The following is a 26,873-nucleotide window of genomic DNA, read 5'->3' as shown; positions in this document are numbered from 1 at the left end:
GCTTGACTGGCCTATGGGCCAAGCCCCGTCCTCTCCTGCCGAGAATGCCATGCCTCCCGTGAAAGACCTCGTCCAACTTGGCCAGCGCGTCGCCGCCACCCATGGCTGGGCCGCCGCCAAGGCATTCAAGGCTTACGCATGGACCGAGGCCGACCAGGCGCGCATCGCCGCCTGCGCCGCCGATCTTCTGAAAGTGTTCCCGCAGCAGCCCGGAACCGGAATGCTGCTCAGCGCTGCGCTTGCCGTGCAACTGGAACGCCATCTCAATGCCCCCGTGCATCTGGTGGCCGGTACGCTGAGCATCGACGGCACGCCTGTACGCGGCGACTGCGAGCCATTCGACGGGGCGCAGGTATTCGGCGAGGACAAGCCTACATGGAATGGGCATGTTTGGATCATGGTCGGCGCCCACGTCGTCGACGTCGCCATCTTCGGGCTTGCCCGTTCGGCCGATTGCCACCCGGAACTCGCGCGGCACGTTCATTCAGTCTTCGGCCAGGACAAGGGCCTCTACGCCGACCAGTGGCGCCGAGCGCGCCGCGTAGGGCTGGAGTACGAGCCGCAATACGTGCTGAGCAGCGAGGATGTCGATCGACTGATGACCGCCGCCTATCGCCTTCTGTCCGGCGACTGAAGACTTGACTGCGCCGATCCTCTACAGCTTTCGCCGCTGCCCTTACGCGATGCGGGCAAGGCTGGCAGTGATCGTAAGCGAAATGCGCTGCGAACTGCGGGAGGTCAAACTCTCCGCCAAGCCCCGGGCCATGCTGGCGGTGTCTCCCAAAGGCACTGTTCCGGTGATGGTCATGCCGGACGGCGAGGTGATCGACCAGAGCATCGACATCATGCGCCGGGTGCTCGCCGCAAATGATCCCGAAGGCTGGCTCGATCGTGACGATCCCGCGCTCATCGCCGTCAACGACGGATCTTTCAAGCACGACCTCGACCGCTACAAGTATCCCGAGCGTCACGATGGAGACCCATTGCTGCACCGTTCGAGCGGTCTCGATTTCGTGCGCGAACTGGACGCGCGACTGACACGAACCGCCAACCTCTCGGGCGAAGCGCGGGGACTGTCGGACGCCGCAGTCATGCCCTTCGTGCGTCAGTTCGCGGCCGTGGACAGCGAATGGTTCGCTGCGCATGCACCGTCCCACGTGCAAGACTGGCTCTCCCGGCACCTCTCATCACCGCTGTTCGACGCCGCGATGGTGCGCGTGCCGCCGTGGGCGCCTGAAACCCCGACGGTGATGTTCCCGCACTGAGGCAACGTTTGCCCCGCTCGGACTTTGTCTTCCACAGGCACGCGAAGTCAGGGAACCGACCGTAGGCATGGATCAGGCTAGCGAAACCTCCGACAGCGCGCCCGGCCGTGCAAGGCACAAGCGGCTGCAGCTTCGCATTCTTGCAGGCTTCGTGCTTGGTCTCGGTGCAGGACTGCTGACGTACACGCTCGCCCCCGACGCGCCATGGATCGCGCCCCTCGTCGAATATGTCACGATGCCCATCGGGCAGATTTTCCTGCGGCTGCTGTTCATGCTGGTGCTGCCGCTGCTGTTCTCCGCGCTCGTCATCGGCATTGCGGAGATGGGCGAGATCCGCGCCTTGCGGAACGTCGGGTTAGCCACGCTGGTCTATACCCTGATCGTCTCGGGGATCGCGGTTGCCATCAGCCTCGCCCTCGTCAATGTCCTGAGGCCGGGGGACGGCGTGGACCGGCAGGCAGCGCAGGAACTGCTCGCCAAGGGTGCGGATTCGGCCGGCAGCATCCTGCAGACTTCGGCAAAATCGACCACCGGCGTCGATGCCGTGCTGGCGCTGGTGCCCTCCAACGTGATCACCGCGATGAGCGAGAACGATATCCTCGCCGTCATGTTCTTCGCACTGTTCTTCGGCATCGGGCTGCTGCTGGTGCAGAGCCCGCGCACGGAGACGCTCAAGGATGCCATCGAAGGCGTCTTCGAGGTTGCGATGAAACTGATCGGCATCGTCATCCAACTCGCGCCGATCGCGATCTTCTGCTTCATGTTCAATCTCTCGGCGCAGTTCGGATGGGACCTGCTGGGCAAGCTCGCGGCCTTCGCGGGGGTCGTGCTGCTGGCGCTGGGCCTGCAGATGTTCGGCGTCTATCCCCTGCTCCTGGCTTTCGTTGCGCGCAGGAATCCGATCGCCTTCTTCCGCTCGACCCGCGAAGTCAGCCTGCTGGCGTTCTCGACCGCGAGTTCCAACGCCACCCTGCCCACCTCGCTGCGCGTCGCCGACGAGGAACTCCACCTGCCCAACAAGGTAGCCCGCTTCGTGCTCACGATCGGCGCTACCGCCAACCAGAACGGCACCGCCATGTTCGAGGGCGTGACGGTGCTGTTCCTCGCGCAGTTCTTCGGCGTGGAGCTGAGCCTGGGCCAGCAGCTCTACGTGATGGTGATCTGCATCCTCGCCGGGATCGGCACGGCGGGCGTCCCGGCGGGGTCGCTGCCGGTGGTGGCCTTGATACTCGGCAGCGTCGGCGTCCCGCCCGAGGGCATCGGCCTCATCATCGGCGTCGATCGCTTCCTCGACATGTGCCGCACGACCCTCAACGTCATCGGCGACCTCGTATGCGCCACCGTCATCTCTGCCGTGAGCGCTCCTGAAAAAGCTGTCGCAGCCTGATCAGGCTGGCGGACCCCCTCGCGATGAAGTACGCAGCCCTCGATGGAAATCCGCCAGCTGAGACACTTCCTCGCGGTCGCCGAGGCGCGCAACTTCCGGCTCGCCGCCGAGCGCGTCAACCTGTCCCAGCAAGCCGTCAGCAAGAGCATCCTTCAACTGGAGCGCAGCCTGTCCATCAGCCTGTTCGAACGCGGGCGACAGGCGGTGCTGCTGACCGAGGAAGGGCGGCAACTGCTGGCCTACGCGCGCGACATCCTTGCCGACGTGCGCCGCTTCGACGACGCCCTTGCCGATACCATGGGCCGCAAGCACGGCCACCTGCGCATCGGCGCGACGCCGAACCTTCTGAGCGAGGCCATTCCCGACACGCTCCGGATTTTCCACGAGCGCTATCCAGAAGCGCGCCTCTCCGTGGATCGCGGCGACTTCCCGCTGCTGCGCGACACGATGCTGCAGGGTGATCTCGACCTGATCCTCTGCTCCAGCCCCGAGCAGATCCCCCGGCATCTCGTTACCACCAGCGTCATCGCCCGCGACCGCAACGTGGTGGTTGTGCGCAAGGATCATCCTCTCGCACAGGCGGACACCGTCTCCACGGCAATGCTTGCGCACTATCCCATGCTGGCGATCCACAATTACCCGCGCGGCGAGAGCTATCTAGAACGGATCTTCGCCGGGTCGCCGGCACCGCGACCGATGCTGAAGGCAGCCTCGATCGACTTCGCAATGGCGTGGCTGCGTCGCAGCGACTTCTGGTGGATCGCGCCTCTTCGGCAGGCCCGCCCCCACATGCGCGATGGCCTGCTCGCCGTGCTTCCAGTCGAGCCGGAGGACGCGGGATGGGAGCTTGTCATGGCGACCCGGCGCCACGCCCGGCCTACTCCGGTCGTCACCGCCTATTGCGACATCGTGAAGGCCTATCTCGGAATGCATGAGGACGACAACCAACAGTTGTCGTAAATTCTCCCGAGTTGCTGGTCGCGCCATTTCGCCGGCCGTAGACTTTGCCGCGGGAAGCGATGAGGCCGTGCTGCGGCCGCAAGCGGCAAGGGAATTCGCATGGCCGGTCAGACCAAGGGCTACGCACACACGCGTGCGGGGCAAATCCATTTCCGTTCGGTCGACGGACCGGGTATCCCGCTGATCCTCCTGCACCGCACGCCGGTGTCGTCTTCCAGCTTCGACGCGATACTGGATTATCTCGACGGCCACCATGCCGCCGTGGCGCTCGACACCCCCGGCTTCGGGCAATCCTTCCGGCCCGACGGGAGCCCCTCGACCGAGGACTATGGCCGCTGGCTGCTGGAGGCGCTCGACGCTCTCGGCATCGGGACATTCCACCTCGCCGCGCATCACACCGGCACGCATTTCGCCGCGGAAATGGCCCGGCTCGCGCCGGAGCGGGCGCAGTCGCTAACCCTTTCCGGCGTTCTTTATGCGCCCGAGGAAGATCGCGCCAAGATGCGCGCCGACATCGGCAACGCCGCGCCGATCGCGCGTGACGGCTCGCACGTCTCCGATTGCTGGGACCTGATGAAAAGCCTGTTCCTCGACTACGACGGCCCGCTCGTTCATGCGGAGACGCTCGGCGCGCTCACCGCCATGGAGGCGCGTGACCAAGCCTTCGACGCGATCTTCGCGCAGGATTTCGGCGCGGTGTTCCGCGAGGTCCGCTGCCCGGTGCAGATCGTGCAGGCAGCCGACGATCCACTCACCCTCGGGGGAATGCTGGCGCGGTTCCGCGAAGACTTCCCCGCCGTGCCCTTCCATCCGACCGGCCCGGCCTTCCTCGCCACGCCGGAACGCCAGGCGGGCCAGTTCGCTCGCGCAGTTCTCGACTTCATCCAGCCTCCTCACGCAACGGACAAGACCATGGCAAACAAGCGCTACGCACTGAAGCAGGGCGACACCGGGTATGACCTCGTACGCGCCGACACGCAGGTTCCTTCGCCCGCGCAGGGCGAAGTGGTCGTGCGGGTCCACGCGGTTTCGATCAACCGCCGCGACGTCAGCATCCGCGACCTCAGCTACCCGGTGAACGGTGCCGACAACTTCACGCCGTTGTCCGATGCAGCAGGCGAAATCGTCGCGCTTGGCGCGGGCGTCGAACGCTGGCAGGTGGGCGACCGGGTCGCCTCGACGTTCTGTCAAAACTGGGCGGATGGCCGCCTGACCCTGCCCGCTGCGGTCTCGTCCCTCGGTGGCGGTGGGCCGGGCGTCTTCGCGGACTATGTCGTGCTTTCGGCCTCCGGCATCACCCGCATTCCCGAGGGCTGGAGTTGGGAGGAAGCAGCCGCCCTGCCCTGCGCCGGCGTCACCGCATGGCGCGCCTTGATGACGCTCGGCAAGCTGGAGAAGGATGACTGGGTCCTGATCATCGGCACCGGCGGCGTGGCGTTGTTCGCTTTGCAGATCGCGGTTGCAGCAGGCGCGAAGGCGATCGTGCTCTCCTCCAGCGACGAGAAGATCGAGACGGTCAAGGCGATGGGCGCCCACTCCGGCGTCAACTACGTCACCACGCCCGAGTGGGCCGACGCGGTGCGCGCCATCACCGGCGGCGCGGGCGTCAATCAGGTGGTCGAACTGGGCGGCAGCGGCACCATAGGCAAGTCGATCGCCAGCCTCGGCCTCGATGGCCACCTTGCCCTGATTGGCGCGCTCGACGGTTTCGGAGGCGACATTCCCGCGATGCCGATGATCTTCGCGGCATTGCGCGTCAGTGCGGTACTGGTCGGCTCGCGCGCCGATCAGGAAGCGCTGGTGGCCTTCATGGAAGACAACAGCCTGCGTCCCGTCATCGACCGGGTGTTCCCCTTCGAGGAAGCGGAAGCCGCCTACACCCGCACCGCATCGGGCGCGTTCGGCAAGGTCATCGTCTCGCTGAACGATGCGGCCTGATTGGAGTAGAATGCCATGAGCAAGCACATCGTAATCGTCGGCGGCGGCATCGCCGGAATGACCGCAGCTGCCGCGCTGGCACAGCAGGACTTCCGCGTCACGCTGCTCGAATCCGCGCCGCAACTCGGAGAGATCGGCGCGGGTGTGACCCTGTCGCCCAACGCCATGAAGGGCCTCGATTTCCTCGGCGTCTGCGAGAAGGCGGCAGCGGTCGGCGTCGAGCCTACCCGCCAGCGCATCCAGCACTGGCAGGACGGCCGCACGCTGGTGCAGATGGACCGTTCCACACAGCGCGCCAAGTACGGCGCGCCTTACGTCACCATCCACCGCGCCGACCTGCATGAAGTCCTGACTGCCGCAGCCCTCGATGCAGGCGTCGAGGTCCGCTGCGGCGCAGCCGTGGTCGGCAGCGAAGGCCCCGAGGCGATCCTTGCGGGCGGAGAGCGCATCGGCGGCGACCTGCTGGTCGGCGCGGACGGCGTGAAGTCCGTCATCCGCCAGCGCTTCGAAACGACGGCCGCGCACTTCACAGGCCACGTCGCATGGCGCGCGCTGGTGCCGGTGACGCCGGAATTGCAGGAACTTTCGGACTTCCCCGGCATCTTCATCGGCCCCGGCGCAATGCTCAACCGCTACAACGTGCGCGGATCGAAAGTGATGAACCTCGTGTTCTTCGCCAGGCAGGCCGGGTGGAACGAGGAAGGCTGGATGCTCCCCGCCGACCCCGCCGAACTGCACGGCATCTACGCTGGCTGGTGCGACGATACACAGAAGCTGGTCGATGCGGCTTGCGCCCAGCCCCTGTTCAAGTGGGCGATCAATGCCCGCAGCGCCCTGCCCAACTGGATCATCGACGACAACGTGACGCTGATCGGCGACGCCGCGCACGCCATGACCCCATTCCTCGGCCACGGCGCCGCCTGCGGGATCGAGGATGGCGTGGTGCTCGCCCGCGCACTCCGGGCCTCGAACACGATCGGTGGGGGCTTGCCCGCTATCAGGCCGCACGCCATGAACGCGCGAGTTTCATCCAGGCGGAATCCAACGCCAATGCCGACCGCATGCAGGGGCAGGATGCCGCCCTCTTCGGTCTTGGCGAGATGAAGGACGAGGAATCGCTCGGCCTGTTCCAGTACGATTGCCGCACGGTGGAAGTATGACGATGACCCAGCCCTTTGACGGACACACACTCTCTCCTGAAACCCTCGCTTTCCTCGATAACGACATGCGCCTTCTCATCAATGGTGAGCGGGTCGAGGGCGAGGCCTTCCACGAAACCCGCGATCCGGCGACCGGCCTTGTGCTCGCCCGCTTCCATGTCGGCGGCAAGACGCAGATCGGCAGCGCCGTCGACGCCGCGCGTCGTGCTTTCGAAGGTCCGTGGGGCCGCATGGCCGCCGCCGAGCGCACCGCGATCCTGCAGCGCCTCGCGCGGATCATGGAGGCGAACGCGACGCTGCTGACCGAACTCGACGTGATCGACAACGGCATGCCGCGCTTCATCGCCGGGCTCACCACCGCCAACTGCGTCGAGATGGTGGACTACTATGCAGGCGCGATCCTGCGTATCGAGGGCACCACCACCACCCCGCCGCGCCATGTCTCCGCCGAGGCCGAAGCGCTGACTTACACCTTGCGCGAACCGGTCGGCGTCGTCGGCCAGATCGTGCCGTGGAACGTGCCGCTGTCAACCGCGATCCTCAAGCTCGCCCCGGCGCTGGCGGCGGGCTGCACGGTCGTCGTCAAGCCATCGGAGGAAACCCCGCTTTCCTTGCTGGCACTGGCCGACATGATCGGCGAGGCGGGCTTCCCGGCGGGCGTGGTGAACATCGTCAACGGCTTCGGCGCGACTGCCGGACAAGCGCTGGCGGAGCACCCGGACGTGGACAAGGTCTCGTTCACCGGATCGACCGCGACCGGGCGGCGCATCGTCATGGCGGCGATGGGGAACCTCAAGAAGGTCAGCCTCGAACTCGGCGGCAAGAGCCCGGTCATCGTCATGCCCGACGCCGACCTCGCCCTCGCCGTGCCTGGCGTCGCGATGGCGACGTTCTTCCTGCAGGGCCAGAACTGCATGGCCGGAACCCGCATCTTCGCGCATGAGGACATCCATGACGCGCTGATCGAGGGGCTGGTGCAGTTCGCCTCGGGCATGACGCTGGGCCACGGGCTCGATCCCGCGACGATGCAGGGGCCGCTGATTTCCGAGGCGCACTGCGCCAAGGTCATGGCGCATATCGAGGCCGCCAAAGCAGCCGGAGCCCGGCTCGTCACCGGCGGCGAAAAGCTGGCGCGGCCGGGCGACTTCGTCCAGCCCACGATCTTCACCGACTGCACGCCCGACATGGCGGTCATGCGCGAGGAGATTTTCGGCCCCGTCATGGCAGTGCAGAAGGTCGCGACGACCGACCTCGACGAACTGGCGCGGCTTGCCAACGACACGCCTTACGGCCTGTCGGGCAGCGTCTGGACGCGGGACATGGCGGCGGCGCACCGGCTGGTGAAGCGGGTGCGTTCGGGGCATGTCTCGATCAACTGCCACGGCGCGGTGGGTACGAATATTCCGTTCGGCGGCTACGGCCAGTCCGGCTGGGGCCGCGAGTTCGGTCAGGAGGGCCTCGACGGCTATCTCGAGACCAAGGCGGTGACGGCGCGCCTATAAGGCGGCGGTCTGCCCTTGCCGTGCCGCCGCTGCCCGCCAGCGCCGGTAGCCGAGCACGGCAAGAGCGACCATCGCGGCGTAGAGCCCCGCCGTCAGCCACAAGTCCTTGAACGCGAACATGCCGACGTAGAGCACGTCCACCGCGATCCACAGCAGCCAGTTGGCCGACTGCCGCCGCGCCGTCCAGTACTGGGCGACGAGGCTGAAGCTGCTCAGCCCCGCGTCCATCCACGGCAAGGCGGCGTCGGTGTAACGGCTGGCGAGCCAGCCTATCGCGGCCGCACCGATCGCCCCGGCGCCGAGGCCCACCGCAGCGCCGAGCAGCGATAGCGGCTTGACGACGATGTCGCCGCTATCGGCCTTCCCGCGCCCCCAGGACGCCCAGCCGTAGAGGATCGCGACGCCGAACAGCGCCTGCAGCACCATGTCGGAATAGAGGCGCACGTCGAGGAAAACCTTGAAATACAAGGCGCAGGCCAACAGGTTGACCGGCCAGCACAGCATCCAGCGGCGGGCAGTGAACCAGATGCCGAGGAAGCTGACGACGACGGCGACAATCTCCAGTATCGACATCAGGCTGCGGCCTCCAACCGGCTCAGGAAATCGCGTCCCGGCGGGGACAGGAACCACTCGGCGTGCCCGATGAGATAGCCCTGCCACGCGAGGTCGGCCTGACCGCGATCAGCGAGGATTCCTGCGAAATAATCAACTTCCGACAAAGCGAATTCGACATGCACCAGCGGCAGCGAGACAGGCGATCGTCCGAACATCCGCGCCGGTCAGCGGGAGGACCGTCCGGTAGCCCGCGATCACTGCCCGAGCCGCCTGCGGATCGCCCGCATTTCCGCCGATTTCCAGCCAGGGAATGGCCGTTCGCTCGATCGCCGTGGCGAGGTCGTGGATAGCGCAAGTCCGGGTCGCGAGACCGAAATCGATAACGGCACTCACAGTGCCCCTAACGGACCATAAGAGGTTGGAAGGGTGCCAGTCGTTGTGCGTCCATAGGGTAGGCCGACCCTTGATCCGGTCCACAATTCCCTCGCCCAGCGCATCGAACAGTCGAGCCAGTTCACGGCGCCATGACTTGCCATCGAGGTAGGCGTCGAGAGCCGGCCGTGCTGCCACATAAGCCTCGGCCGCCGCGAGCGGGTCGGACGAAGGCACGATGGTGAAGCTGGCGACCAGCGGACGATCCTCTCGCGCCTCGGCTGCGAAATCACGCGAAGCCGCATGCAGCCGGGCCAGCGCGACGCCAGCCTCGAAAGCATGATCATGCGAGAGGAAGGGCGTCCACGACTGCCGCTCGCGGTAGAGATCGATGCCCGGCACCCGGCGATGGAGTTCGTACGTCCATTCCCCCTGCGCCACCGCTCCGCCGCCGTCCGACGTCACCATGACCTCGGGCACGCTCAGCCCTTTCGCCCGCAGATGTGCCATGAAGGCGTGCTCCTCGCCCAGCGCGGCGGGGAGCGCACCGCGCGGTGGTGGCGCTTGAGGAACAGCGTTTCCCCGCCCGCTTCCACCAGCGTCGCGGCCGAGAACGGACGAGGGGAATGCCAGCGCAGCGCTTCCAGTCGCCCGACTTTCGGGAAGTGCGCGAGAACGCCTTCCGCCTCGGCCTCCGTTATCGCGGGCCAGACGGCCGCCTCAAGCTCCGTACCCATCCCGTGCACGAGATGGTCCGCCCGAGACACCGCGCCGCTCATGTCAGAACGCGCGCGACAGCGTCGCCACCACCGCCCGGCCGCCGCCGATGTAATAGGCGGGTGCAGAGCCGGAGATCACCGTGCCGCCCCGACCCACCGTGTCCTGCGTGTTGCTGCTGACCGAGTACACGCCCGAAAGCACGCGCGGATTGGTCACGTTTATCGCGTTGACCCGCAAGTCCATGCGCTGCGCATCGATCAGCCCGGCCAGATGCACACCGATCGCTAGGTCGAGCGTCGCATAGCCCTTGATGCTCTCGTCGTTCATGAACGACGAATATTGCCGCCCAACGTACTTGAGCGCGGTGCTGCCGAACAGGCGCCCGTCGTCATAGGTGCTGCCCACGGCAAACTGGAACTCGGGGCTCGAAACCGCGCGCTTGCCCTTCGTCGGCAGATAGTCGCCGCCGATGGCCAGGTCGTCGTCCTGCCGCGTGTGCAGATATTCGCCCGAGGCGTAGATGCTGACGCCCTTGGCCGGGCGATAGTCGATCTCGGCATCGAGGCCGTAGCTGGTCTGACTGCCGCCATTGACCGTAGAATTGACCAGCGCCCCGCCGCTATTGATCACCGTCGCCACCTGCCGGTTGCGGAAGTGATAATGGAACGCGGTCAGCGAGAACGACAGGCTCGGCCCGATATAGCGATAGCCCAGTTCCTCGGAAACCGAGTACTCGTTCTTGAGGTTCGAAGTCCCCTGCTGCACCACCTCGCCGCCGTAGTAGCTGTTGTAGAGCGCGAACTCGTTAGGCGTGCGGAAGTTCGTGGTCACGTTGGCGAACAGCTGCTGCCGCTCGTCCAGCTTGTAGTGCACCGACGCGCGCGGGAGCGCCGCGAAGCTGTCGGTATGCACCTTGTCCTGCGGCCCCGGCAGATGGTTGCGGCCATTGCGCAGCAAATCCACGCCCTTGAAGCCCACATCGACGGTCAGGCGCGGCGTGACGGTCACGCTGTCGGCGACGAAGAAGCCCTTGGTCACCGTGACCGTACGCGCGTTCTCGTAAGCGAGCAGGCGGCCGTCCGCAGTGCGGATCGCCTTGCTCGGATAGCCCCACTTGTCGAAGGGCTGCCCCTCCGCGCCGATCGAGGTGTAGGTCTGCTGTACCCGGTCGGTGCCGTAGTCGAACCAGAGCCCCGCCGTGATCGTGTGCGCGCCGGCCTCCAGCGTCAGCTTGCTGACGTTGCCAGTGCGCATCTGCTTGCCGGTCCAGTTCCCCATCACCGTGCGTAGGCCGTCCACCGCTCCCGGCAGTTCCACCGGCTGCGTCAGTTCCTCGGTGCCGAGGTAATTGCCGGTCGTGGTCAACTGCGTCCCGTAAGGCGCGTTGCCGTAGCCGAACTGGAGATACGTGGTGCTGTCGAGCGTCAGACCGCTGCCGAAGTTCAGATGCACCGGCGCGGAGGCGTAGAGGTTACGGAACGGCGCGCGGTAAAGGCGCCAGTACCCGGTATCGCCTTCGGTATACTTCGTGCTGTAATTGAAACCGCGACCGTAAGCGCGCCAATCGGCCAGCGTCGGCGCCGGATAGCCCGAAGTCTCGGCCTCGTTGAACGACAGGGCCAGACTGGCGCGGTTGCCCTCGCCCCATTCGGCGAGCAGCTTGGCGTCGATGTGCTGGCGCTTGTCGAAGCCTGGCCCCCGCCAGTTGTCGGCGCGGTTGTTGGAGTACGACACGAAGGCCTTGAGCCCGGTATTGCCGATCTCGCCGGTATCGAAGCGCACGAAAGCGCGCCGCTCGTCGAACGAGCCGATCGACAGGTTGACCAGTCCGCCCATGCGCTCCTTCGGGTCATCCAGCGTCAGCGACAACAGGCCGCCTGCCGCCGCGACGACCGGCGCATCGATGTCCGCCCCGCCCTGCACGAGCCTGACCTGACGCACGTTCTCGGCATCGGCGAACTGCGAAGGATAGGCGTTGTAATAGCCGATGTCGTTCTGCGGCGCCCCTTCCATCAGCACGCCGATCTGGTCCTGCCCCAGCCCGCGCAGTGTCAGGCTGGAACTGGCCGAGAGCCCGTAAGGGTCGCTCATCGATACATTGGCGCCGGGTAGCAGGTTCACCAACTGGAAGGCGTTGAATGTCGGTGCCTGCTTGACGATGAACTCGGACGAGATCGCGCTGACCGCCTTGGGTTCGGTCTGGTCGGGCAGCAGGCCCTCGGGGTCGGCATGACCGATGACCTGGATCGGCGAGGCATCGGCCTCGTCAGCCAGCGCCGGAGCCGCCGCGAACAGGGCCGGGAATGCCAGCGCCGCGCCACAGAGATACGAAAAATTGCCCGTCATAGTCTCGCGTCCACTCCACTCGGAGGGATAACGGACTTGCCGCCAACCCTCCCTACGCCGGTGTCAACCGGATCAGGTTCAGCGGGTCGTGGTCTGCTGACCACCTCTCAGCCGCGCATGAGCGGCCCCCGGGGATGGAGCGCGCCTTAGGCGCTTCGACGCGAAGTGGGAAGCGATATTATTACAGGTTGGAGTCAGGGGCTGCCGTGAAAGAAAGCGTCTGAACGGATAAGGCTGCGGCAGCACGGCCCGCCATCTTGCCAAGCGTCGTGGCCGCAAGCAGACCGTTACCGGCAAGGTAGCCATAGGACGCGTCGCCGGACAGGCCCCGCGCCGCGCCTCCGCCTGCGAAGAGGTTGGGAAACGCCGTCCCGTCCTCGTGCAGCACGCGCGTCCGGCTGTCGATCACCAGCCCACCCTGGGTGTGAAACAGCGCGCCCGTCACTTTGGCAGCATAGTATGGACCCGCCAGAACCTGCGAAGCGGCGAACGATCGCCCGAAGGCGTCCTCCCGCTCGCCCCGCGCGATCGCCGCGACCTCGGCACAAGTGCCCTCCAGTGCTGCGACGGGCACCCTGATCGCCTCGGCCAGCGCAGGCAGGGTGGGTGCGCTCACCACCGCACCGGCGCGCAAAGCGTCCCGGTAATCGTCGAAATCACTCATCAATACATGCAGCCGCTCGTCGAAGATCGACCAGCCGACACGCCCCGGCTGCGCATTGAGTTTGGCCGCCTGTTCGGAATAGCCGGCGGATCTCGTCGGAGAAGCGGCGCCCCTCGACGTTGACCTGAAAGCCACCTTCCATGATCAGCGGCCACAGGATCGGCACAGCATGGCCCACTGCCAGTCCGCCATGGCCTTGGTACGCGGTCATGTCGGCTACCGCGGCGCCCATCTCCAGCCCCCAGCGGATGGCATCGCCCTTGTTGCCGGGATGGCCGTGGAACGTCGCCTCCGCCATGTCGGGGATGAACCGCGCGACCATCTCCGCATTGCCCGCGAAGCCCGAACAGGCGAGGATAAGTGCATCGCAGGTGACGATTTCCGCGCTGCCGTCGGGGCGTGTGTAGCGCACCGCGGTGACGCGGTCGCCGTCATGCAGCAATTCTTCCACGGTCGCTTCGGTGAGGATGGGTATCTGCGCCTCCCCACAAGCCGCTTCGAGCGCCGCCATCAACTCGCCCCCCGTCCGGTTCGGCGTGCCGTACATGCGGCGCACGCTATGCCCGGGGTAGAGAAACCCGTCGACGAGATCGAGCGGCACTCCATGACAATCGCGCAGCCACGCGATCGTCTCGACCGATTCCCTTGCGACGTGCAGCGCGAGTTCGCCATCCACGCGTCCCTTGGTCTTGGCCACCATGTCGGCGGCGAAGATTTCGGGCGTATCGACGATCCCTGCGGTTTCCTGCTCGGGCGTGCCGCTGGCCGGGATCAGGCCCGTCGACATCGCGGTGGAGCCCGAAGGCGAGGCGTCGCGCTCCAGCACGAGGACCTCGCTCCCGGCGTCGTGCGCAGCGAGCGCGGCGGTCAGGCCGGTGCCGCCGGCGCCGACGATGACGATGGGAAAGTGCATTGCGTCGCTCATGATCGAAACCTGTCCGCGAGAAGGGCTTGCCCATGAGGATGTGCAAGCGGCCCGATCACGAATGGAGAAGCAAGGCGCTCCCTGTCCTGCCCCCTCTTCGCGCCTTTTCAACAGACGAACATCGCCGCCTGCCCGGAAAATTCACTGCGCGAACATTCACGAACGAAGCGGGTCAAGCATGCGCGGCCGGGCGCTAGCCTCGAAGCAAAGGCCTGCCGCGATGGGGACGTAAAGACCATGCCCGCTCACGATACCACTGCCCTTCGGACCGCGTTCGTCACCGGCAGTTCGAGAGGGATCGGGAAGGCGCTGGCGCAAGCGCTGCTCGACCGGGGTATCAACGTCTACGTATCCTCTTCCGATGGCGAGGATGCCCGCCACACGGCCCGGCACCTGCACCAGGATCGCGCCCGCGCCGAAGGCGGCGCCTGCGATGTCACGAGTGCCGATGCGGTACGCGCGGCATGGGACGATGCCTGCGAACGGTTCGGCGGTATCGATATCTGGATCAACAATGCCGGGCTGGCGCTCGGCGGCGGGCTGGTCGACATGCCCGAAACCGAAGTGAGCCGAATGCTCGACATCAACGTCATGGGACTGGTGCATGGCTGCCAGACGGCGATCCGCGGATGGCGCGCAGCCGGCAGGCAGGGGGCGCTCTACAACATGCTGGGGGCAGGGGCGGACGGCACGCTGATGCCCTTCATGAACGGCTATGCCACCACCAAGGCCGCCGTTACCTACCTTACCCGCTCTCTGGCCGAGGAGATGAAGCATAGCCCAAGCCTCGCCCACCCCATCGTCGTCGGCGCAATCAGCCCCGGCCTCGTCATCACGGAGGGCTTCCTGCGCGAACACGCAAAGCTGGATGCCGAGGGCGCGCGCGCCCGTCGTGACTGGGTAAATCTCATTGCCGACCACCCGGAGACGATCGGCCGGTGGGCCGCCCGCATTGTCGATACGAACACCCGCAACGGCCGGATCTTCACGTGGCTGACGCCGCGCAAGATCCGTGACCGCCGCAAGGGCAAGCCGCGCGACGTGCTTGCGCGTTATTTCCCGGTGGAGCCTTCCTGACCACCTCCATCGATCGCCTCAAGCACGATATTGGGCAGCATCGCATTGTCCCAGACCGGCTTTGCGGGCGGACGTTCGCCAGTGCGCAGGATCACCAGCTGGTGCGATGGTACAATGTAGACCACCTGATTGCCATTGCCGTCGAACAGGAACAGGTCCGCAGCCGCATAAGGCGCGGAGTGATAGGACCGACCGAAAGGGACTTGCGGGTTGGCCGGCCCTCGCCATTCGACATAAGGACTGCCGATATAGCCGCCGAGCCCCGCGTGCGGGTTCTGCTCCGTCGGCGTGACCATGGCCTTGACGAAACCCTCCGGCAAAAGCCGCCTGCCTTCCCAAACCCCGTCGCGGACGAGCAGGATACCCAGCCGCAGATAGCTCTCGGCAGGCAGCAAGGCGCAGCAGCCAGAATGCGGCGTGCCGTCCGGGCGGTTCATCCAGATCCGTCCGCCCCGCGCGCCGATCGGTGCCAGCACTTCGCGCGCGATCCATTGCTCGAACGGAATGCCGGTAGCCCGCTCGATCAGGGGAGCGACGAGTTCGCCGTTGGCGTTGGAGTATTCGTAGCGGTTCTCCGGCACATCGACGAGCGGGTACTCGTCGATGATGATGCGATCGTGATAGGGGTGAAGGTAGGCACGGTTGAGGATGTCGCCGGGATTGGGCGCGGCACCTTGCGGAAGCAGGCCCGATCGCATCCCGAGCACTTGCCGGATGGTGATCGCCGCGCGCGGTGTCCCCTGCCATTCGGTAATGAAGTCCGCCATCGGCTGGTCGAGCGACGCGATCTTGCCGGCCACGATGGCCCGCCCAACGGCGATGACCGCCAGAGGCTTGGACAGCGACTTGGAGATGATCGGCGTATCTTCATGCGTATCGCCGAAATAGTCCTGCTCGACCAGAGCGCCCTTGTGCCAGACCATGAACGCCGAACTGTTGCCCGATGCAGCATAATCCCTCGCCTTCGCCAGTGCGGCAGGTGCAATGGAGTGCCCCGCTGGTAGCGGGCGCCATTTGCGGACACCGTCCAGCGGCCCCAGCGTATCGTAGGCCGCTATCCCCGTTTCTCCGGTCACGTACTGCTGATAACGCCGCATGTAGAGCGCCTCCGCGTCCCGAGGGGACATCTCCGCAGCCGTCTTGGGAGACGGGCGAGAAGTCAAGGCGCACCCCGTCAGGCATAAAGCCGCCATGCTGGACAGCAGAGTGGCAGGCAACGCAAGTCTCATCGCGGATTTCCCCAAGGCGAAGGCTGCACACTGCCGCGACGGAGGGCTCCGGCGAATGCCTGCTCCCATCACTATTCATCTGCTGAACAGACACGATCATAACGCGCGCCATTTTACCGGCTTGGCGTCAATCCTGCGGCCTGGAGGCCAGATGACACGACAGCCAGAAGGCATGAACACTTCGCTCACCCCCGTTCTGAAACAGCGGGGCCGTGCCTCGGTCGATTTCCTCGTGCATTTCGGGCGCGGATCGCAGGCCGTGCGCGCGCAAGGCGATCGCGAAATTGCCGCCGCCGTTCCAGACCCCTCCTCGCTCCCTGACGACCTCGACGAGCGCGGCCGGTGGATGGAAGACGCCATGGCCGCGAGCCGCCCCTGGCGCGTATCTCAGGCGGTGGGCGAATGGCATTCCACGATGCACGGGCTGATCGCACGCGAGGCTTTCGAGGAAATCCTGCCCGACCTCCAACCCGTGATTACCCACTTCCAGACAAATGGCCCGGCCACGCTCGAACCTGCTGCTCCGGACGAGGCCGCGCCGTTCTATTGGCAAGGCGTAAACTTCCACCGCACTGCTGGCGGGTGGGACGATCACCCCCTGCAGGGATACATCCACGGCGAAATCGTCCATCGCCGACTGGTCGAGGCGATGTTCCCCGGCGGCATTTTCCTCCAGCGCCGCGCGATCGCCGGGATGCCTCCGCGTGACGACTATGCGCGCATCCTCGACATGGGCGCATCGACAGGCCACTTCACCGCCGCACTGCAGGAAACCTACCCTTCGGCGCAAATCACCGGAGTGGACCTGTCCCTGCGCGCACTAGAGCACGCGCAGCGGGTCGCCAATGCGCATGGCTGGGGATGGCGCCTCTATCAGCGTCCGGCCGAGCGCACCGGCTTTGCCGAGGCTTCGTTCGACCTCGTCGCGTCCTACATCCTGCTTCACGAACTCCCAGCCGAAGCGATCCGCGCCGTGTTCGCCGAAGCCTTCCGGGTGCTGGAGCCGGGCGGCGACATGATCATGAGCGACGTTACCCGCTACGCCGACATGGACAAGCTCGGCGTCTGGCGAGCTGACAGCGGCGCCCGTTACGGCGGTGAACCTCACTGGCGCGAAGCCGCCAGCCTCGACCTTGCCGAAGTCGCCCGTCAGGCGGGCTTCGTCGATGTCAACGCCGTGGGCCTCGGTCCGCGCGCCTATCCTCACGTTGTCCAGGGCCGCAGGCCGCTATGATCGACGCCGACCCCAAGAGCTATAACCACCCCGAACGCCACACGCTGACCGAGGCGGACAGCGGGCATCTCGCCGCCGGGCTGATCGCCCTGACGCGCGAGGTCTGGGTGCTGGCCGACCGCATGGCCGTGACCGAGGAAGTGCTCGCTCGTCGCGGCATCGACATTCGCGCCGAAATCGACGCCTTCCAGCCCGATGCGGAGTTCCAGGCGAGGCTCAACGCAATGGGCCAGCGCCTCGTCGCGCAAGTGGTGAATGCCGTAGGCGGCATCGGCGCCGACTGAGACCCGGACTCCATGACCGACAGCCCCCTGACCGCCGCCTCGCGCGGCCGAGCCCTCTTCACGATCACGCTGGTCAACTTCGTCTCGCTGGCAGGGTTTGGCTTGATGTTCCCGGTCTTCGCCGTCTACGGACGGCAGATCGGCGCGAGCGGGATCGAGATCGCCGGTACGGTCGCCGCATTCTCCTTTGGCGGCTTCCTGTCCAGCCCGATCTGGGGCCGCCTCTCCGACCGCTACGGGCGCCGGAACGTGATGTTCGCGGGGCTGGCCATCGGAGCGCTGGTCTACGTCCTGCATATCTACGCGACGACGCCTGCGTCGCTGCTGGTCGTGCGCTTCATCAGCGGGCTGACCAACGGCTGCTTTTCGATCACGTTCGCCGTCGCCTCCGACATTTCGACGCGCGAGACGCGCACGCGGGACATGGGCATCGTCAGTTCGGGTTTCTCTCTGGGTTTCATCTTCGGCCCCGCCATCGGCGGGTTCGCGTCCAGCATTACCGGGCAGGACCATGCCTTCACGCTCGTATCGCTGGTCGGCGCCGCGATGGGCCTGCTGGCGGCCGCAGTGACGTGGTTCCTCCTGCCCGAGACCGCAACGATGCACGACCCGGTGAGCGCGGCGCCTGCAATCGGCAGTGTCGCGCTGCTGCGCCTGCCCGCCTTCGCCACGCTGACGTTCATTTCCTTCCTTGCCTCGGCGGCGTTCTCGAAGCTGGAGGCGATCCTCGGGCTTTTCGCCGATGACGTGCTGGGGCTCGATCCCTTGCGCATCGGGCTCATGTTCGGAGGGATGGGCGTGGTCACCACCATAACCCAGCTGACGCTCACCGGACCGACATCGCGGCGGCTCGGGGATCGCGGGACGATGCAGGCGGCACTGGCCACCATCGGCATCGGAATGCTGGTGCTCGGCTGTGCGCATGACGTGTTGGTCGCGGGAATCGGGCTGACCTTCACCTCGCTCGGCTTCGGGCTGCTCAATCCCGCGCTCTCCGGCCTGACTTCACTTGCCACACCCCCTAGTGCGCAAGGCATGGGCCTCGGCCTCATGCAGGCGGCCAATTCGCTGGGGCGCGTGTTCGGACCGTTGATGGCCGGACCGCTCTACGATCTGCTGGGACCGCCAGCCCCGCTCCTGTGGGGCGCGGCGATGTTCGCCGGTACTCTCGTTGCGGCATGCCTGTTTCCGGTCGTCGCCCCGCAGAGCACCCTGCGGTAAATCTCCGCAGCAATTTCGGCAGGTGAAAAGCCTGCCAAACGCCATTCGACTTGAGCTGCGATCGAGCGCCTGATCCGCGCCTGACCGATGGAGAAGCGAATGAGCGACGCGGCCGAACTCGTACTGGAAGCGACGCCCCCGCCCGCAGTTGCCGATGCCCCGGTGCACCGGCGCGACGACACAGGGCCGGTCCAGCTCAGCCGCGCCGACCTCGTCGCCTACGGGCTGGCCGCTTTCGGCCCCGGCCTGCTTCTCAATCCGATGACGCTCTATGTTCCGCAGATCTACGCCAAGGAGTTCGGCATCAGCCTTGCCGCGCTGGGATCGGCGCTGGTGGTCCTGCGCATCGTCAATGCCTTTACCGACCAGGTGATCGGATACGTCTCCGACCGGACCCGCACCCGCTGGGGCGCCCGCAAGCCCGCCATAGCGATCGGCGCCGCGCTGGTCCTCGTCGCGGCGTTCTTCCTGCTGCGCCCACCGCCGATGGCAAGCCTCGCCTATCTGGTCGGGTGGAAGATACTCTACGATTTCGCCTATACCCTCGGCGACATCAACTACACGTCATGGGGCGCCGAGCTTTCCAGCAACTACGATACCCGCTCCCGGATCACCGGCATGCGGGGGCTGATCAGCCAGATCGGCAACTTGTGCAACGATGCCCTGCCGATCATCCTGGCATGGGCCGGGCTGGTGGCGACGTCCGCCTATTCGATCCCGGTACTGGGATATTTCTTCGTCGTCGCGGTGATCGTCATTCCGCTGACCACCGCGATCAGCCTCGCCCGCGCGCCGCAGGGCACCGCGCCGCCGCTTGAGCGCCCTCCGTTCTGGACCTTCGTGCGCAGCGTGCGCGGCAACCGGCCGCTCTGGCTGTACCTTGCGGCGTTCTGTCTCGGCGGAATGGGGCTCGGTACGCTGCAGATCATGTTCACGTTCTACGACGGCTACCTGCGACTGGGCTCCTGGTACCCCTACCTCATGACGGTCTTCGCGATCACAATGGCGGGCACGACGCCGCTATGGTCATGGATGGCCCGCCGCATCGGCAAGCACCGCGCCTACGTGGTGTCCGTCGTGATCGTCAGCCTTGCGACGCAAGGCTACTGGTTCCTCGATCCCGACACGCTGACGCAGGAGTTCATCGTTTCGGTCAGCATGGTGATCGTGTTCTTCATCGGCATGGGGGCGAGCGCGGTCATGGTCCTGTCGCCCGCGATCCTGGCCGACGTGGTGGACTATGGCCGCCTGCGCACGCGCGAACAACGCACCGGCAGCTACTATGCGTTCTACATGCTGACCAGCAAGATCGCGACGGCCATCGGCGCAGGGATGGCTTTCCTGCTGTTGAGCGCATTCGGCTACGACGCCTCGGCCGGTGCGGTGAACACGGGGACCGCCGCTTTCGGCATCCTCTTCACCGTCGCGGTGTTGCCCGCGATCCTCAAGATCGGCGGCGGGCTGATCATCTGGAACTTCCCGATCGACCGGCGCCGCCATGCGATCATCGAACGCCGCCTTCTCCAGCGCGCCGCGCGCTGAACCCATCTTTTCGAAACGGAGGAATCCGCCCGATGGCGAACGTCTATCTTGATGAAACCAACGTCGATGATCTCGGCCGCATGGTCACGACCCTGCTGTCCGAGATGTGGATCATGCGCGACCGCATGCTGGTGATGGAGGAACTGTTGTCCCGGCAAGGCATCCTCGACAGCGCGACGATCGACGCCTTCGACTGGCCGGCGGAACAGGCCGATCGTGTCGAGACGCTGCGCGACCAGATGGTCGGCTCCGTCCTGGGCGCGCCGCTGGGTGCGCGCGAGCGCCACGTTGACCAGATGCTCGCCCGCGCAGGATACTCCCGCCCTGCCTGAATCAAAAGGGGCGGACCGTTCTCCGGCCCGCCCCTTTTTCGTACGCGATAAGCCTCAGGGTTTCACGGCCCGCGTCACCCACGGATAGCCGTGATCCCCCAGTGCGTAACCTTCGACATCCACGAAGCCGATCGCGCGCAGTTCGTCCTCCCAGTTGGCAAGGCAGGTTTCGCGGAAATAGGGCTCTTCGCGGTGGTCGTTGTCCCACTCCAGCAAAACCGCGTCGAAGATATCGACCCCGCGGAACGGCGGGGGATCGGAGATCACGATCTCGCCGCCGGAGCGCAGCACGCGGAACACCTCGCGGAACATCTCGCGGTTGACCTCCACGGGTGCCTCGTGATGCAGCGCATAGCTGAAGACGCCGTCGATGCTGCCGGCCGCCTCGCCCGTATCGCGCGCGTCGCGCTGCCGCAGCGTCACTTTCATCCCCATGCGCTCGGCGATCCTGAACCCCTCCGCCAAAGTCTGGCCATTGAGATCGCAGCCGATCAATTCGGCCTCCGGAAAGACGCGGTGGATCGCCATGAGCGTGAAGACCCCGCCGCAGCCAATCTCGAGGATACGCCTCAGGTCGGACTGCCGGAACTGGCGCACCACATCGATGCGCTGCGAGCCGATGTTGGAACTCGGAGGCACCGCCGCGAAACCGCCGTAGCGGAACACCCGGCCGATCCCGCCGCCCTTAGCACCGAGATCGTAGTCCTCCGCCCCATGCGGCGAGAGGTGGTAGTGAACGCCTTCGTAGTAAGCGGGCAGCGGCGCATCCCCGTCGAGTTCGAGCGTACCGCCCGCGCCCTGGACCGGAGCGGCATCCTGCATCACGTGAAAATCGCGCATCTCCTCGACCGAGACGACGTTGCGACTCATCATCTCCTCGGCGACGTAGCGCTGGACGAAGCGCTCCATGCGATGCACCGGGAGGGCTGACGCCACCTTGATCGCGCTGTCGACGCGGGCGGCGACCTCTTCGGCCCCGGTGGCTCCATCTTCGTGCTCGCGGGCCAGCTGCGCGCCCTGCTCGGTTGCGAGAAAGTCCTCCCGGGCGACCGAGCGCAGGCTGGTGGAGGAATACTTCAGCATAGCCGCCAGAGCGTCGAGACCCGCACGGCTGCGCTGTGTGATGGTGCTGGAATTCAGGTTCGACGCGGTGTTCGTCGGCGTATTCATCGCCCCGGCTCCGTCATTGGTGAAACAGGATCGGCCGATACTATCCCCCCGCTCCAAACCCGTCGCTTGCGACCGTGTCCGGTTTTCGTCAGGCGAAAGTCCACCTCTGCAGTCTCGCCGCTCTTTCGGCTGGTGAAAAGGCCGCCAATACGGCGTTTCTCCGGGGCGGGCCGTGCACCATGTTCATGGCAAGGCCGACTGGCCCATTCCCATCAGAACGAGGTCCACCGTCCATGAAGCGTATGATGATCGCACTCACTTTTGCGGCCGCTTTTGCTCCCTGCGCCCTGCACGCCCAGAGCGTCGCCGAGATCGCTAAGGCCAAGGATGAGATCTGGGCATTGGAACGCTCGATCTATGCCGGTCGCGCAAAGGGCGACCTCAGCAGCTATGCCGACAATCTGGCGAAGGGCTACCTCGCATGGCCGCCGGTCTCCGCGAAGCCGCTGGGCACGACGACACTGAAGGCCAGCGCAGCGGCGACCCACACATCGCAGGAGAAGCTGGAAATGACATTCGTAGACTTCTCGATGAATGGGAACACGGCGGTCATCTACTACAACACCCACCGTACGCGCCGCGCGGACGGCACGCCGTGCGACGAACACTTCGACACGACGCACACCTGGCTGCGCGAGGACGGCAAGTGGCACGTCTTCGCCGGAATGGCGCGGATCACGCCGGGGTCGGCTGCCCCCTGAGGCCACGAATACTATCTGAGGCCCGCTCGGCCAGAGCCAGCACCGCCGCATTGGTCATGGCCTGCGGGATCGAGGGCATGATCGAGGCATCGACGATCCGCAGCCCCTCCATGCCACGTACCCGGCATTGCGGATCGGTAACCGCAAGGTCGTCGCGACCCATGCGGCAGGTCGAGACGGGATGGAAGAACGGCGACGCGGTGCGGCGAATGTGCTCCGCCAGCGCCTTGCGATCCCGTATGCCGGGGCCGGGATGGACTTCCGCCGCGACCCATTCGCGCAGCGCCGGTTGCGACAGGATCTCGCGGCTGATTTCGAAGGCATCGACCAGAGCCTCGACGTCCTGCGCCTCGGCCAGATAGTTTGGGTCGATCCGCAGCGCCTTTCCGTCTCCCAGCGTCAACGACCCGACCGAAATCGGCGCCATCAGCGCGGGCACGAAGGAAAAGCTGTCCGGTGGCGGTGCGCCCAGCTCAGGGCTGAGGAACGGCACCGTCAGCCCCATGATCTGCAGGTCGGGCACTTCGTCCATGAAGCGACTGCCTGCGATGATCAGCGACTCACAGTGGTTGAAGCGGGATGCCGGAACGGGGTGGCGCGCGCGCAAGAGCAGCCCGGGCACCAGCGGATGATCCTGCAGGTTACGGCCGACTTCGGGGCTGTCCAGCACCACCGGAATGTCCTGTGCCGCCAGCATCGAGGGATCACCCAGGCCCGAAAGCATCAGCAGGCGCGGCGTGTCGATCGCCCCTGCACTCAGGATCACTTCGGCGACCTTGCCGATCATAACGGGTCCGGCCGAAGTCAGCGCCTCTATTCCCGTACAGACCCTGCCATCGAACACGATCCGCCGCACGGCAATTCCGGTCGCGATGCACAGATTGGGGCGGTGCCTTACCGGGTCCACAAAGGCACTCACTGCGGTATCACGGCGACCATCGCGGACAGTAAGCTGGGTCCAGACCGTGCCGTCGCACCGCTCCGCGTTCCAATCGGGATTGGCACCATGACCGGCCGAGACGCCCGCCTCATGGATCGCAGTCGAGAGGGGTTGCGCTCCGCCACGTCGCTTATGCGAAGCACGCTCAGCGGGCCGTCCTGCCCGCGGTATTCAGGATCGCCCGAGGACGCCGCTTCCAATCGGCGGAAGTAGGGCAACAGACCGTCTCCCCCACCCCGGATCGCCGGTCGCTTGCGCCCATCGGTCGTAGGCGCGCAAAGGCCCGCGCTGGAAACCCAGCGCATTGATCAGCGTCGAGCCGCCAAGCCCTTTGCCGCGCGGCTGCGCGACGCTTCTGCCCAGAAGACCGGGCTGCGGTGTCGAGGCGTAGTTCCAGTCGTTGGCCCCACCCGCAAGGCCGGGCCAGGCAGGCGGGGACCAGATCGCGGGATCCTCCGCCTCATTCCCTGCCTCCAGCAATAGTACCCGCCGGTCGCCATCCTCGGACAGCCGCCGGGCCAGAACGCAACCGGCCGAGCCGCCTCCAACGATGACATGGTCCCAACTCGCGGTCGCAAGGAAGCCGGGGTCGACCGGCCGGCCGCCGATGGTGACGTGAGTGCTGGAAAGCGCCATGATCTGTCTCGTTCAAGTGCGACACCGGCCCGAGGCAATTCCGGGCCGGTGTCGCCGATACTCAGAAGTTGAACCGGCCGCGCAGGCCGAACTGGCGCTTGTCGGCAGCGAATGCCGCCATCGACAGGCCACCCGACGGCAGCGCCTGCGTATCGCCGCCCGACTGCGCCGACTGGATGGAGCGATTGTCGAACAGGTTGGTCACGAAGAAGATGACCGAGTACCGATCGTTCTCCACGCCCGCCCGCAGATCGACATTGGCATAAGGCGCGTACCAGTAGCTATTGGTATTGTCCTGGTAACGACGGCTGCGATACTGGATGTCGCTCTCCAGCAGCAGGTCGAGATCGCCCGTCAGCGGCGCGCGATAGTTCAGGCTGCCCACGGCCGAGTGACGCGCCGATGCTTCCAGCCGCTTGCCGTCGAGGTTGACGAAGCAACCTTTCAGATTGCCCTCGGTGCGGATGGTGCAGCCGCCCGCCAGCGCGATCGTGATCGGGCTGGTCGAGGGCAGGTCGTAATCGGTGTAGCGCGCATCGAGATACGTATACCCGACAGAGAACGTCAGGCCCGGCGCGATGACGCCCGCCAGTTCCACTTCGGCGCCGTCGATCCGCGCGCCGCCGACGTTCTGCACGAGGCTGACGTTGCCCTGCGGGTTGACGCTGAAATCCACCGGCACCAGCGTCGATTCCTGCTTGTCCTTGTAGTCCATCCGGAAGATCGAGGCGTTGAAACGCAGCCGCCGGTTGAACAGGCTCGACTTGAAGCCGATCTCGTAGTTGTTGAGCTTTTCGGTGCCGAACGCCGCATCGTCCGGGTTCGGCGTCTGCACCTGCGACATGCCCGCCGGCTTGATCCCGCGCGAGAACGAACCGTAGAACATGAGGTCCGGATTGACCTTGTAGGTCAGTCCCACCTTGGGCGCGAAGTAGTTGGTCGAAGTGCTCGCCTCGAACACGCTGCCGGTCAGCGCGAAGGGATAGACCCCGTTCACCGCCGTCGTCGAGATGGCGATGCTGCGCGCGAAGAGATAGTCGTACTTCTCCTTGCCGTAACGGCCTTCGGCGGAGACCGTCAACTGGTCGGTCAGGTCGTATTCGGCGAGGGCGTAGGCGGAATAGTGCTCGGTCGTGCGGCCCTGATCCTGCGCCGGGCCATAGCCTCCCAGCAGCGCGAGGTTGGAATAGATGTTGACCGGCTGCCCGCCCGCACTGAACCCGGCGTTGGAGATGCTGCCCAGCTTCTGCTTCACGTCCTCCCACCAGTAGAGGCCGCCTACGGCCCAGCGGAAGCCGCTGCTGGTCTGGTCGCCGATGCGCACTTCCTGGCTGAACTGCTTGGTCAGTGTCGCGGCGTCGAAGAAGAAGAAGCCGGTCGCGATGCCGCCTTCGGGCACTTCGGCAAGCTGCGTCACGCCGGCCTGCGTATAGGACGTCAAGGGACGGCCGAAGAAGTCCGCATCCTGCCGCTGACGCGACCGCGAGCGGGTGAAACCGGTCCAGGTAGAGACCGTGATGTTGTCGCTTACGGCGAATTCGCCGCGCAGGCTGGAGAGGAACGTCTTGACGTGCGTGCCTGGGAAATCCTCCCCGGTCGCCGGATCGGCGGACAGCATCACCCGCCCGATGCCCTTGCCGATCTTGCCGCGCTGCGCGACATAGGCGGTGGAGCCGATCGTCGTCTGCGGCGCACCGATGATGCCGACCTGCTGCCCGGCCACGTCCGAGGGCAGCGCGATAGCCTCACGCATATTCACCTCGGGCGCACCGCCGATATAGTATTGCGGGCGCACTTCGTAGGTGTCGTCCGAATAGCTCGCGCGGGCGACGAGCTTCACGTCGCTGGACGGCTGAAACTTCGCGGCCACCGCGCCGCCCTTGGACTCGTAGCCGCCGATGCGCTTGCCGGTGACGTCGTTGTCGTAGAACCCGTCGAAGTAGGAATAGGCCCCGTTGAAGCGGAACGACAGTGTATCCGTGGCGGGCAGGTTGATCGCGCCGCGCAACTCGGCCTGACTGTAGGTCGCGACTTCGCCGCTCACGTAGCCTTCGACCCGGTCGCTGGTCGGCTCCTTGCTGATGTAGTTGATCGCGCCGCCGAAAGCCACGCGGCCATAGAGCGCCGACTGCGGCCCCTTCACCACCTCGATCCGCTCCAGATCGACCAGCTTCATGTTCGCGAGGTTGCCGCCACCGGCCGAGGCGATGGACTCCGAGGAAATGTCGATCCCGTCGAGCAGGATTCCCACCGGCGGACGACCGCGCGTGGCGGGAAGGCCGCGGATGTTCGGGCGCACGTCCTGCTGGACGAAACCCTTGTCCATGAAGATGCCGGGCGTCTGCTTCACGACGTCGGCCATGTCGCGGATGCCCTTGTTCTCGATCGCATCGGCGCCGAACGCCTGCACCGTCAGCGGCACCGACTGCAGCGTCTCCTCGCGGCGGCGTGCGGTGACGGTGATCTCGGTCAGCTGGCCGCCCTCCTCGGCTCTCGGCGCGGAACCGCCGTCCTCTGCGAATGCGGTTCCCGTATAGGCATGGGCGAGGGCGATGACGCTCGCCGCGCGCATGATGGCGTACTTCTTCATGGATTCAGCCCCCTTGTAGATATGATTGTTATGGACCGACGTGTCGGTCGTCCCCGGCCAGGGCGACGGCGCCTGCTGCGGGATACGGGAGAGAAGTTCACCCGAGGGGCGCGAACCGCCAAC

Annotated in this window: 22 protein-coding genes, 2 pseudogenes and 1 riboswitch; of the genes and pseudogenes, 14 read left to right on the top strand and 10 right to left on the bottom strand. The window is 65.9% G+C overall.

What is annotated here, in order from left to right:
• The first annotated feature begins 49 nt into the window (after window positions 1-49).
• From KZO24_RS19380 to KZO24_RS19350, 7 genes are all read left to right on the top strand, one after another.
• Complete coding sequence (locus KZO24_RS19380; protein WP_271182937.1) at window positions 50-634, top strand: hypothetical protein; 585 nt, start codon at window positions 50-52, stop codon at window positions 632-634.
• A gap of 4 nt (window positions 635-638) precedes the next feature.
• Complete coding sequence (locus tag KZO24_RS19375; protein WP_271182938.1) at window positions 639-1,265, top strand: glutathione S-transferase; 627 nt, start codon at window positions 639-641, stop codon at window positions 1,263-1,265.
• Window positions 1,266-1,332: 67 nt separating this feature from the next.
• On the top strand, window positions 1,333-2,652 hold the full coding sequence (locus KZO24_RS19370; RefSeq protein WP_271182939.1) for a dicarboxylate/amino acid:cation symporter: 1,320 nt from the start codon (window positions 1,333-1,335) through the stop codon (window positions 2,650-2,652).
• A gap of 42 nt (window positions 2,653-2,694) precedes the next feature.
• Complete coding sequence (locus KZO24_RS19365; RefSeq protein ID WP_271182940.1) at window positions 2,695-3,612, top strand: LysR family transcriptional regulator; 918 nt, start codon at window positions 2,695-2,697, stop codon at window positions 3,610-3,612.
• Window positions 3,613-3,711: 99 nt separating this feature from the next.
• On the top strand, window positions 3,712-5,550 hold the full coding sequence (locus KZO24_RS19360; protein ID WP_271182941.1) for an alpha/beta fold hydrolase: 1,839 nt from the start codon (window positions 3,712-3,714) through the stop codon (window positions 5,548-5,550).
• A gap of 15 nt (window positions 5,551-5,565) precedes the next feature.
• Entirely contained in the window at window positions 5,566-6,654 is a 1,089-nt protein-coding gene (locus tag KZO24_RS19355; protein WP_486487563.1) for an FAD-dependent oxidoreductase, read from the top strand.
• A gap of 58 nt (window positions 6,655-6,712) precedes the next feature.
• Window positions 6,713-8,212 (top strand): aldehyde dehydrogenase family protein, encoded by a 1,500-nt coding sequence (locus KZO24_RS19350; RefSeq protein WP_271182943.1) that lies wholly within the window; start codon window positions 6,713-6,715, stop codon window positions 8,210-8,212.
• Here KZO24_RS19350 and pnuC read toward each other — a convergent pair.
• The 5 genes and pseudogenes from pnuC to KZO24_RS19325 form a co-directional block, all read right to left on the bottom strand.
• Entirely contained in the window at window positions 8,207-8,785 is a 579-nt protein-coding gene (pnuC, locus tag KZO24_RS19345) for a nicotinamide riboside transporter PnuC (protein WP_271182944.1), read from the bottom strand. The genes KZO24_RS19350 and pnuC overlap by 6 nt on opposite strands.
• Window positions 8,785-9,918: pseudogene (locus tag KZO24_RS19340) on the bottom strand (phosphotransferase enzyme family protein). Before KZO24_RS19340 ends, pnuC begins: the two are co-directional and overlap by 1 nt.
• A 1-nt stretch (window position 9,919) precedes the next feature.
• The gene (locus KZO24_RS19335) at window positions 9,920-12,205 is read right to left on the bottom strand and encodes a TonB-dependent receptor (protein ID WP_486487562.1); all 2,286 of its coding nucleotides are present in this window, start codon (window positions 12,203-12,205) and stop codon (window positions 9,920-9,922) included.
• 32 nt (window positions 12,206-12,237) lie between these two features.
• A riboswitch (TPP riboswitch) is annotated at window positions 12,238-12,346 on the bottom strand.
• Window positions 12,347-12,386: 40 nt separating this feature from the next.
• Complete coding sequence (locus KZO24_RS19330; protein ID WP_486487561.1) at window positions 12,387-12,869, bottom strand: FAD-binding protein; 483 nt, start codon at window positions 12,867-12,869, stop codon at window positions 12,387-12,389.
• Complete coding sequence (locus KZO24_RS19325) at window positions 12,862-13,794, bottom strand: FAD-dependent oxidoreductase (RefSeq protein ID WP_486487560.1); 933 nt, start codon at window positions 13,792-13,794, stop codon at window positions 12,862-12,864. The genes KZO24_RS19330 and KZO24_RS19325 overlap by 8 nt, the downstream gene beginning before the upstream one ends.
• A 237-nt stretch (window positions 13,795-14,031) precedes the next feature.
• Here KZO24_RS19325 and KZO24_RS19320 point away from each other — a divergent pair, with 237 nt between their 5' ends.
• Entirely contained in the window at window positions 14,032-14,871 is an 840-nt protein-coding gene (locus KZO24_RS19320; RefSeq protein ID WP_271182948.1) for an SDR family oxidoreductase, read from the top strand.
• On the opposite strand, the gene KZO24_RS19315 is transcribed toward KZO24_RS19320, so the two are convergent.
• A complete protein-coding gene (locus KZO24_RS19315) occupies window positions 14,847-15,968 on the bottom strand; it encodes a serine hydrolase domain-containing protein (RefSeq protein ID WP_486487559.1) in 1,122 nt (373 codons plus the stop codon). The two genes, KZO24_RS19320 and KZO24_RS19315, sit on opposite strands and share 25 nt — an antisense overlap.
• Window positions 15,969-16,251: 283 nt before the next feature.
• On the opposite strand from KZO24_RS19315, the gene KZO24_RS19310 reads away from it, so the two are divergent.
• The 5 genes from KZO24_RS19310 (at window position 16,252) to KZO24_RS19290 (ending at window position 20,713) form a co-directional block, all read left to right on the top strand.
• Complete coding sequence (locus tag KZO24_RS19310; RefSeq protein WP_271182950.1) at window positions 16,252-17,334, top strand: class I SAM-dependent methyltransferase; 1,083 nt, start codon at window positions 16,252-16,254, stop codon at window positions 17,332-17,334.
• Window positions 17,331-17,618 (top strand): hypothetical protein, encoded by a 288-nt coding sequence (locus tag KZO24_RS19305; protein WP_271182951.1) that lies wholly within the window; start codon window positions 17,331-17,333, stop codon window positions 17,616-17,618. Before KZO24_RS19310 ends, KZO24_RS19305 begins: the two co-directional genes overlap by 4 nt.
• A gap of 12 nt (window positions 17,619-17,630) precedes the next feature.
• The gene (locus KZO24_RS19300) at window positions 17,631-18,839 is read left to right on the top strand and encodes an MFS transporter (RefSeq protein WP_271182952.1); all 1,209 of its coding nucleotides are present in this window, start codon (window positions 17,631-17,633) and stop codon (window positions 18,837-18,839) included.
• Window positions 18,840-18,938: 99 nt separating this feature from the next.
• Entirely contained in the window at window positions 18,939-20,381 is a 1,443-nt protein-coding gene (locus KZO24_RS19295; RefSeq protein ID WP_271182953.1) for an MFS transporter, read from the top strand.
• 32 nt (window positions 20,382-20,413) lie between these two features.
• Window positions 20,414-20,713, top strand: coding sequence for a hypothetical protein (locus tag KZO24_RS19290; RefSeq protein WP_271182954.1), 300 nt, complete (start codon window positions 20,414-20,416; stop codon window positions 20,711-20,713).
• Between the two features lie 54 nt (window positions 20,714-20,767).
• Here the strand turns inward: KZO24_RS19290 and KZO24_RS19285 are convergent, their stop codons facing one another.
• Complete coding sequence (locus tag KZO24_RS19285; protein ID WP_271182955.1) at window positions 20,768-21,883, bottom strand: class I SAM-dependent methyltransferase; 1,116 nt, start codon at window positions 21,881-21,883, stop codon at window positions 20,768-20,770.
• 233 nt (window positions 21,884-22,116) lie between these two features.
• Between KZO24_RS19285 and KZO24_RS19280 the strand changes: the two genes are divergently transcribed.
• Window positions 22,117-22,584, top strand: a complete 468-nt coding sequence (locus KZO24_RS19280; RefSeq protein ID WP_271182956.1) for a nuclear transport factor 2 family protein — start codon at window positions 22,117-22,119, stop codon at window positions 22,582-22,584.
• On the opposite strand, the gene KZO24_RS19275 is transcribed toward KZO24_RS19280, so the two are convergent.
• The 3 genes and pseudogenes from KZO24_RS19275 to KZO24_RS19265 form a co-directional block, all read right to left on the bottom strand.
• Window positions 22,559-23,011: a GMC oxidoreductase gene (locus KZO24_RS19275; protein ID WP_486487729.1), complete on the bottom strand. Its 453-nt coding sequence runs from the start codon at window positions 23,009-23,011 to the stop codon at window positions 22,559-22,561. The two genes, KZO24_RS19280 and KZO24_RS19275, sit on opposite strands and share 26 nt — an antisense overlap.
• Before the next feature lie 210 nt (window positions 23,012-23,221).
• Window positions 23,222-24,160, bottom strand: a pseudogene (locus KZO24_RS19270) (GMC family oxidoreductase); the annotation flags it as partial.
• Between the two features lie 61 nt (window positions 24,161-24,221).
• Window positions 24,222-26,750 (bottom strand): TonB-dependent receptor, encoded by a 2,529-nt coding sequence (locus tag KZO24_RS19265; protein WP_486487558.1) that lies wholly within the window; start codon window positions 26,748-26,750, stop codon window positions 24,222-24,224.
• Window positions 26,751-26,873 lie beyond the last annotated feature (123 nt).

The organism is Novosphingobium sp. NFX11, assembly GCF_057376415.1.
This window is presented reverse-complemented; position numbering and strand designations above follow the sequence as displayed.

Coding starts and splice junctions, on each gene's coding strand:
- KZO24_RS19330 (WP_486487561.1), bottom strand. CDS start 12,869: ATGAGTGATTTCGACGATTACCGGGACGCTTTGCGCGCCGGTGCGGTG.
- KZO24_RS19320 (WP_271182948.1), top strand. CDS start 14,032: ATGCCCGCTCACGATACCACTGCCCTTCGGACCGCGTTCGTCACCGGC.
- KZO24_RS19360 (WP_271182941.1), top strand. CDS start 3,712: ATGGCCGGTCAGACCAAGGGCTACGCACACACGCGTGCGGGGCAAATC.
- KZO24_RS19335 (WP_486487562.1), bottom strand. CDS start 12,205: ATGACGGGCAATTTTTCGTATCTCTGTGGCGCGGCGCTGGCATTCCCG.
- KZO24_RS19285 (WP_271182955.1), bottom strand. CDS start 21,883: ATGAATACGCCGACGAACACCGCGTCGAACCTGAATTCCAGCACCATC.
- KZO24_RS19265 (WP_486487558.1), bottom strand. CDS start 26,750: ATGAAGAAGTACGCCATCATGCGCGCGGCGAGCGTCATCGCCCTCGCC.
- KZO24_RS19355 (WP_486487563.1), top strand. CDS start 5,566: ATGAGCAAGCACATCGTAATCGTCGGCGGCGGCATCGCCGGAATGACC.
- KZO24_RS19350 (WP_271182943.1), top strand. CDS start 6,713: ATGACCCAGCCCTTTGACGGACACACACTCTCTCCTGAAACCCTCGCT.
- KZO24_RS19315 (WP_486487559.1), bottom strand. CDS start 15,968: ATGCGGCGTTATCAGCAGTACGTGACCGGAGAAACGGGGATAGCGGCC.
- KZO24_RS19325 (WP_486487560.1), bottom strand. CDS start 13,794: ATGAGCGACGCAATGCACTTTCCCATCGTCATCGTCGGCGCCGGCGGC.
- KZO24_RS19290 (WP_271182954.1), top strand. CDS start 20,414: ATGGCGAACGTCTATCTTGATGAAACCAACGTCGATGATCTCGGCCGC.
- KZO24_RS19370 (WP_271182939.1), top strand. CDS start 1,333: ATGGATCAGGCTAGCGAAACCTCCGACAGCGCGCCCGGCCGTGCAAGG.
- KZO24_RS19380 (WP_271182937.1), top strand. CDS start 50: ATGCCTCCCGTGAAAGACCTCGTCCAACTTGGCCAGCGCGTCGCCGCC.
- KZO24_RS19310 (WP_271182950.1), top strand. CDS start 16,252: ATGACACGACAGCCAGAAGGCATGAACACTTCGCTCACCCCCGTTCTG.
- KZO24_RS19295 (WP_271182953.1), top strand. CDS start 18,939: ATGAGCGACGCGGCCGAACTCGTACTGGAAGCGACGCCCCCGCCCGCA.
- KZO24_RS19300 (WP_271182952.1), top strand. CDS start 17,631: ATGACCGACAGCCCCCTGACCGCCGCCTCGCGCGGCCGAGCCCTCTTC.
- KZO24_RS19365 (WP_271182940.1), top strand. CDS start 2,695: ATGGAAATCCGCCAGCTGAGACACTTCCTCGCGGTCGCCGAGGCGCGC.
- KZO24_RS19275 (WP_486487729.1), bottom strand. CDS start 23,011: ATGGCGCCGATTTCGGTCGGGTCGTTGACGCTGGGAGACGGAAAGGCG.
- KZO24_RS19280 (WP_271182956.1), top strand. CDS start 22,117: ATGAAGCGTATGATGATCGCACTCACTTTTGCGGCCGCTTTTGCTCCC.
- pnuC (WP_271182944.1), bottom strand. CDS start 8,785: ATGTCGATACTGGAGATTGTCGCCGTCGTCGTCAGCTTCCTCGGCATC.
- KZO24_RS19305 (WP_271182951.1), top strand. CDS start 17,331: ATGATCGACGCCGACCCCAAGAGCTATAACCACCCCGAACGCCACACG.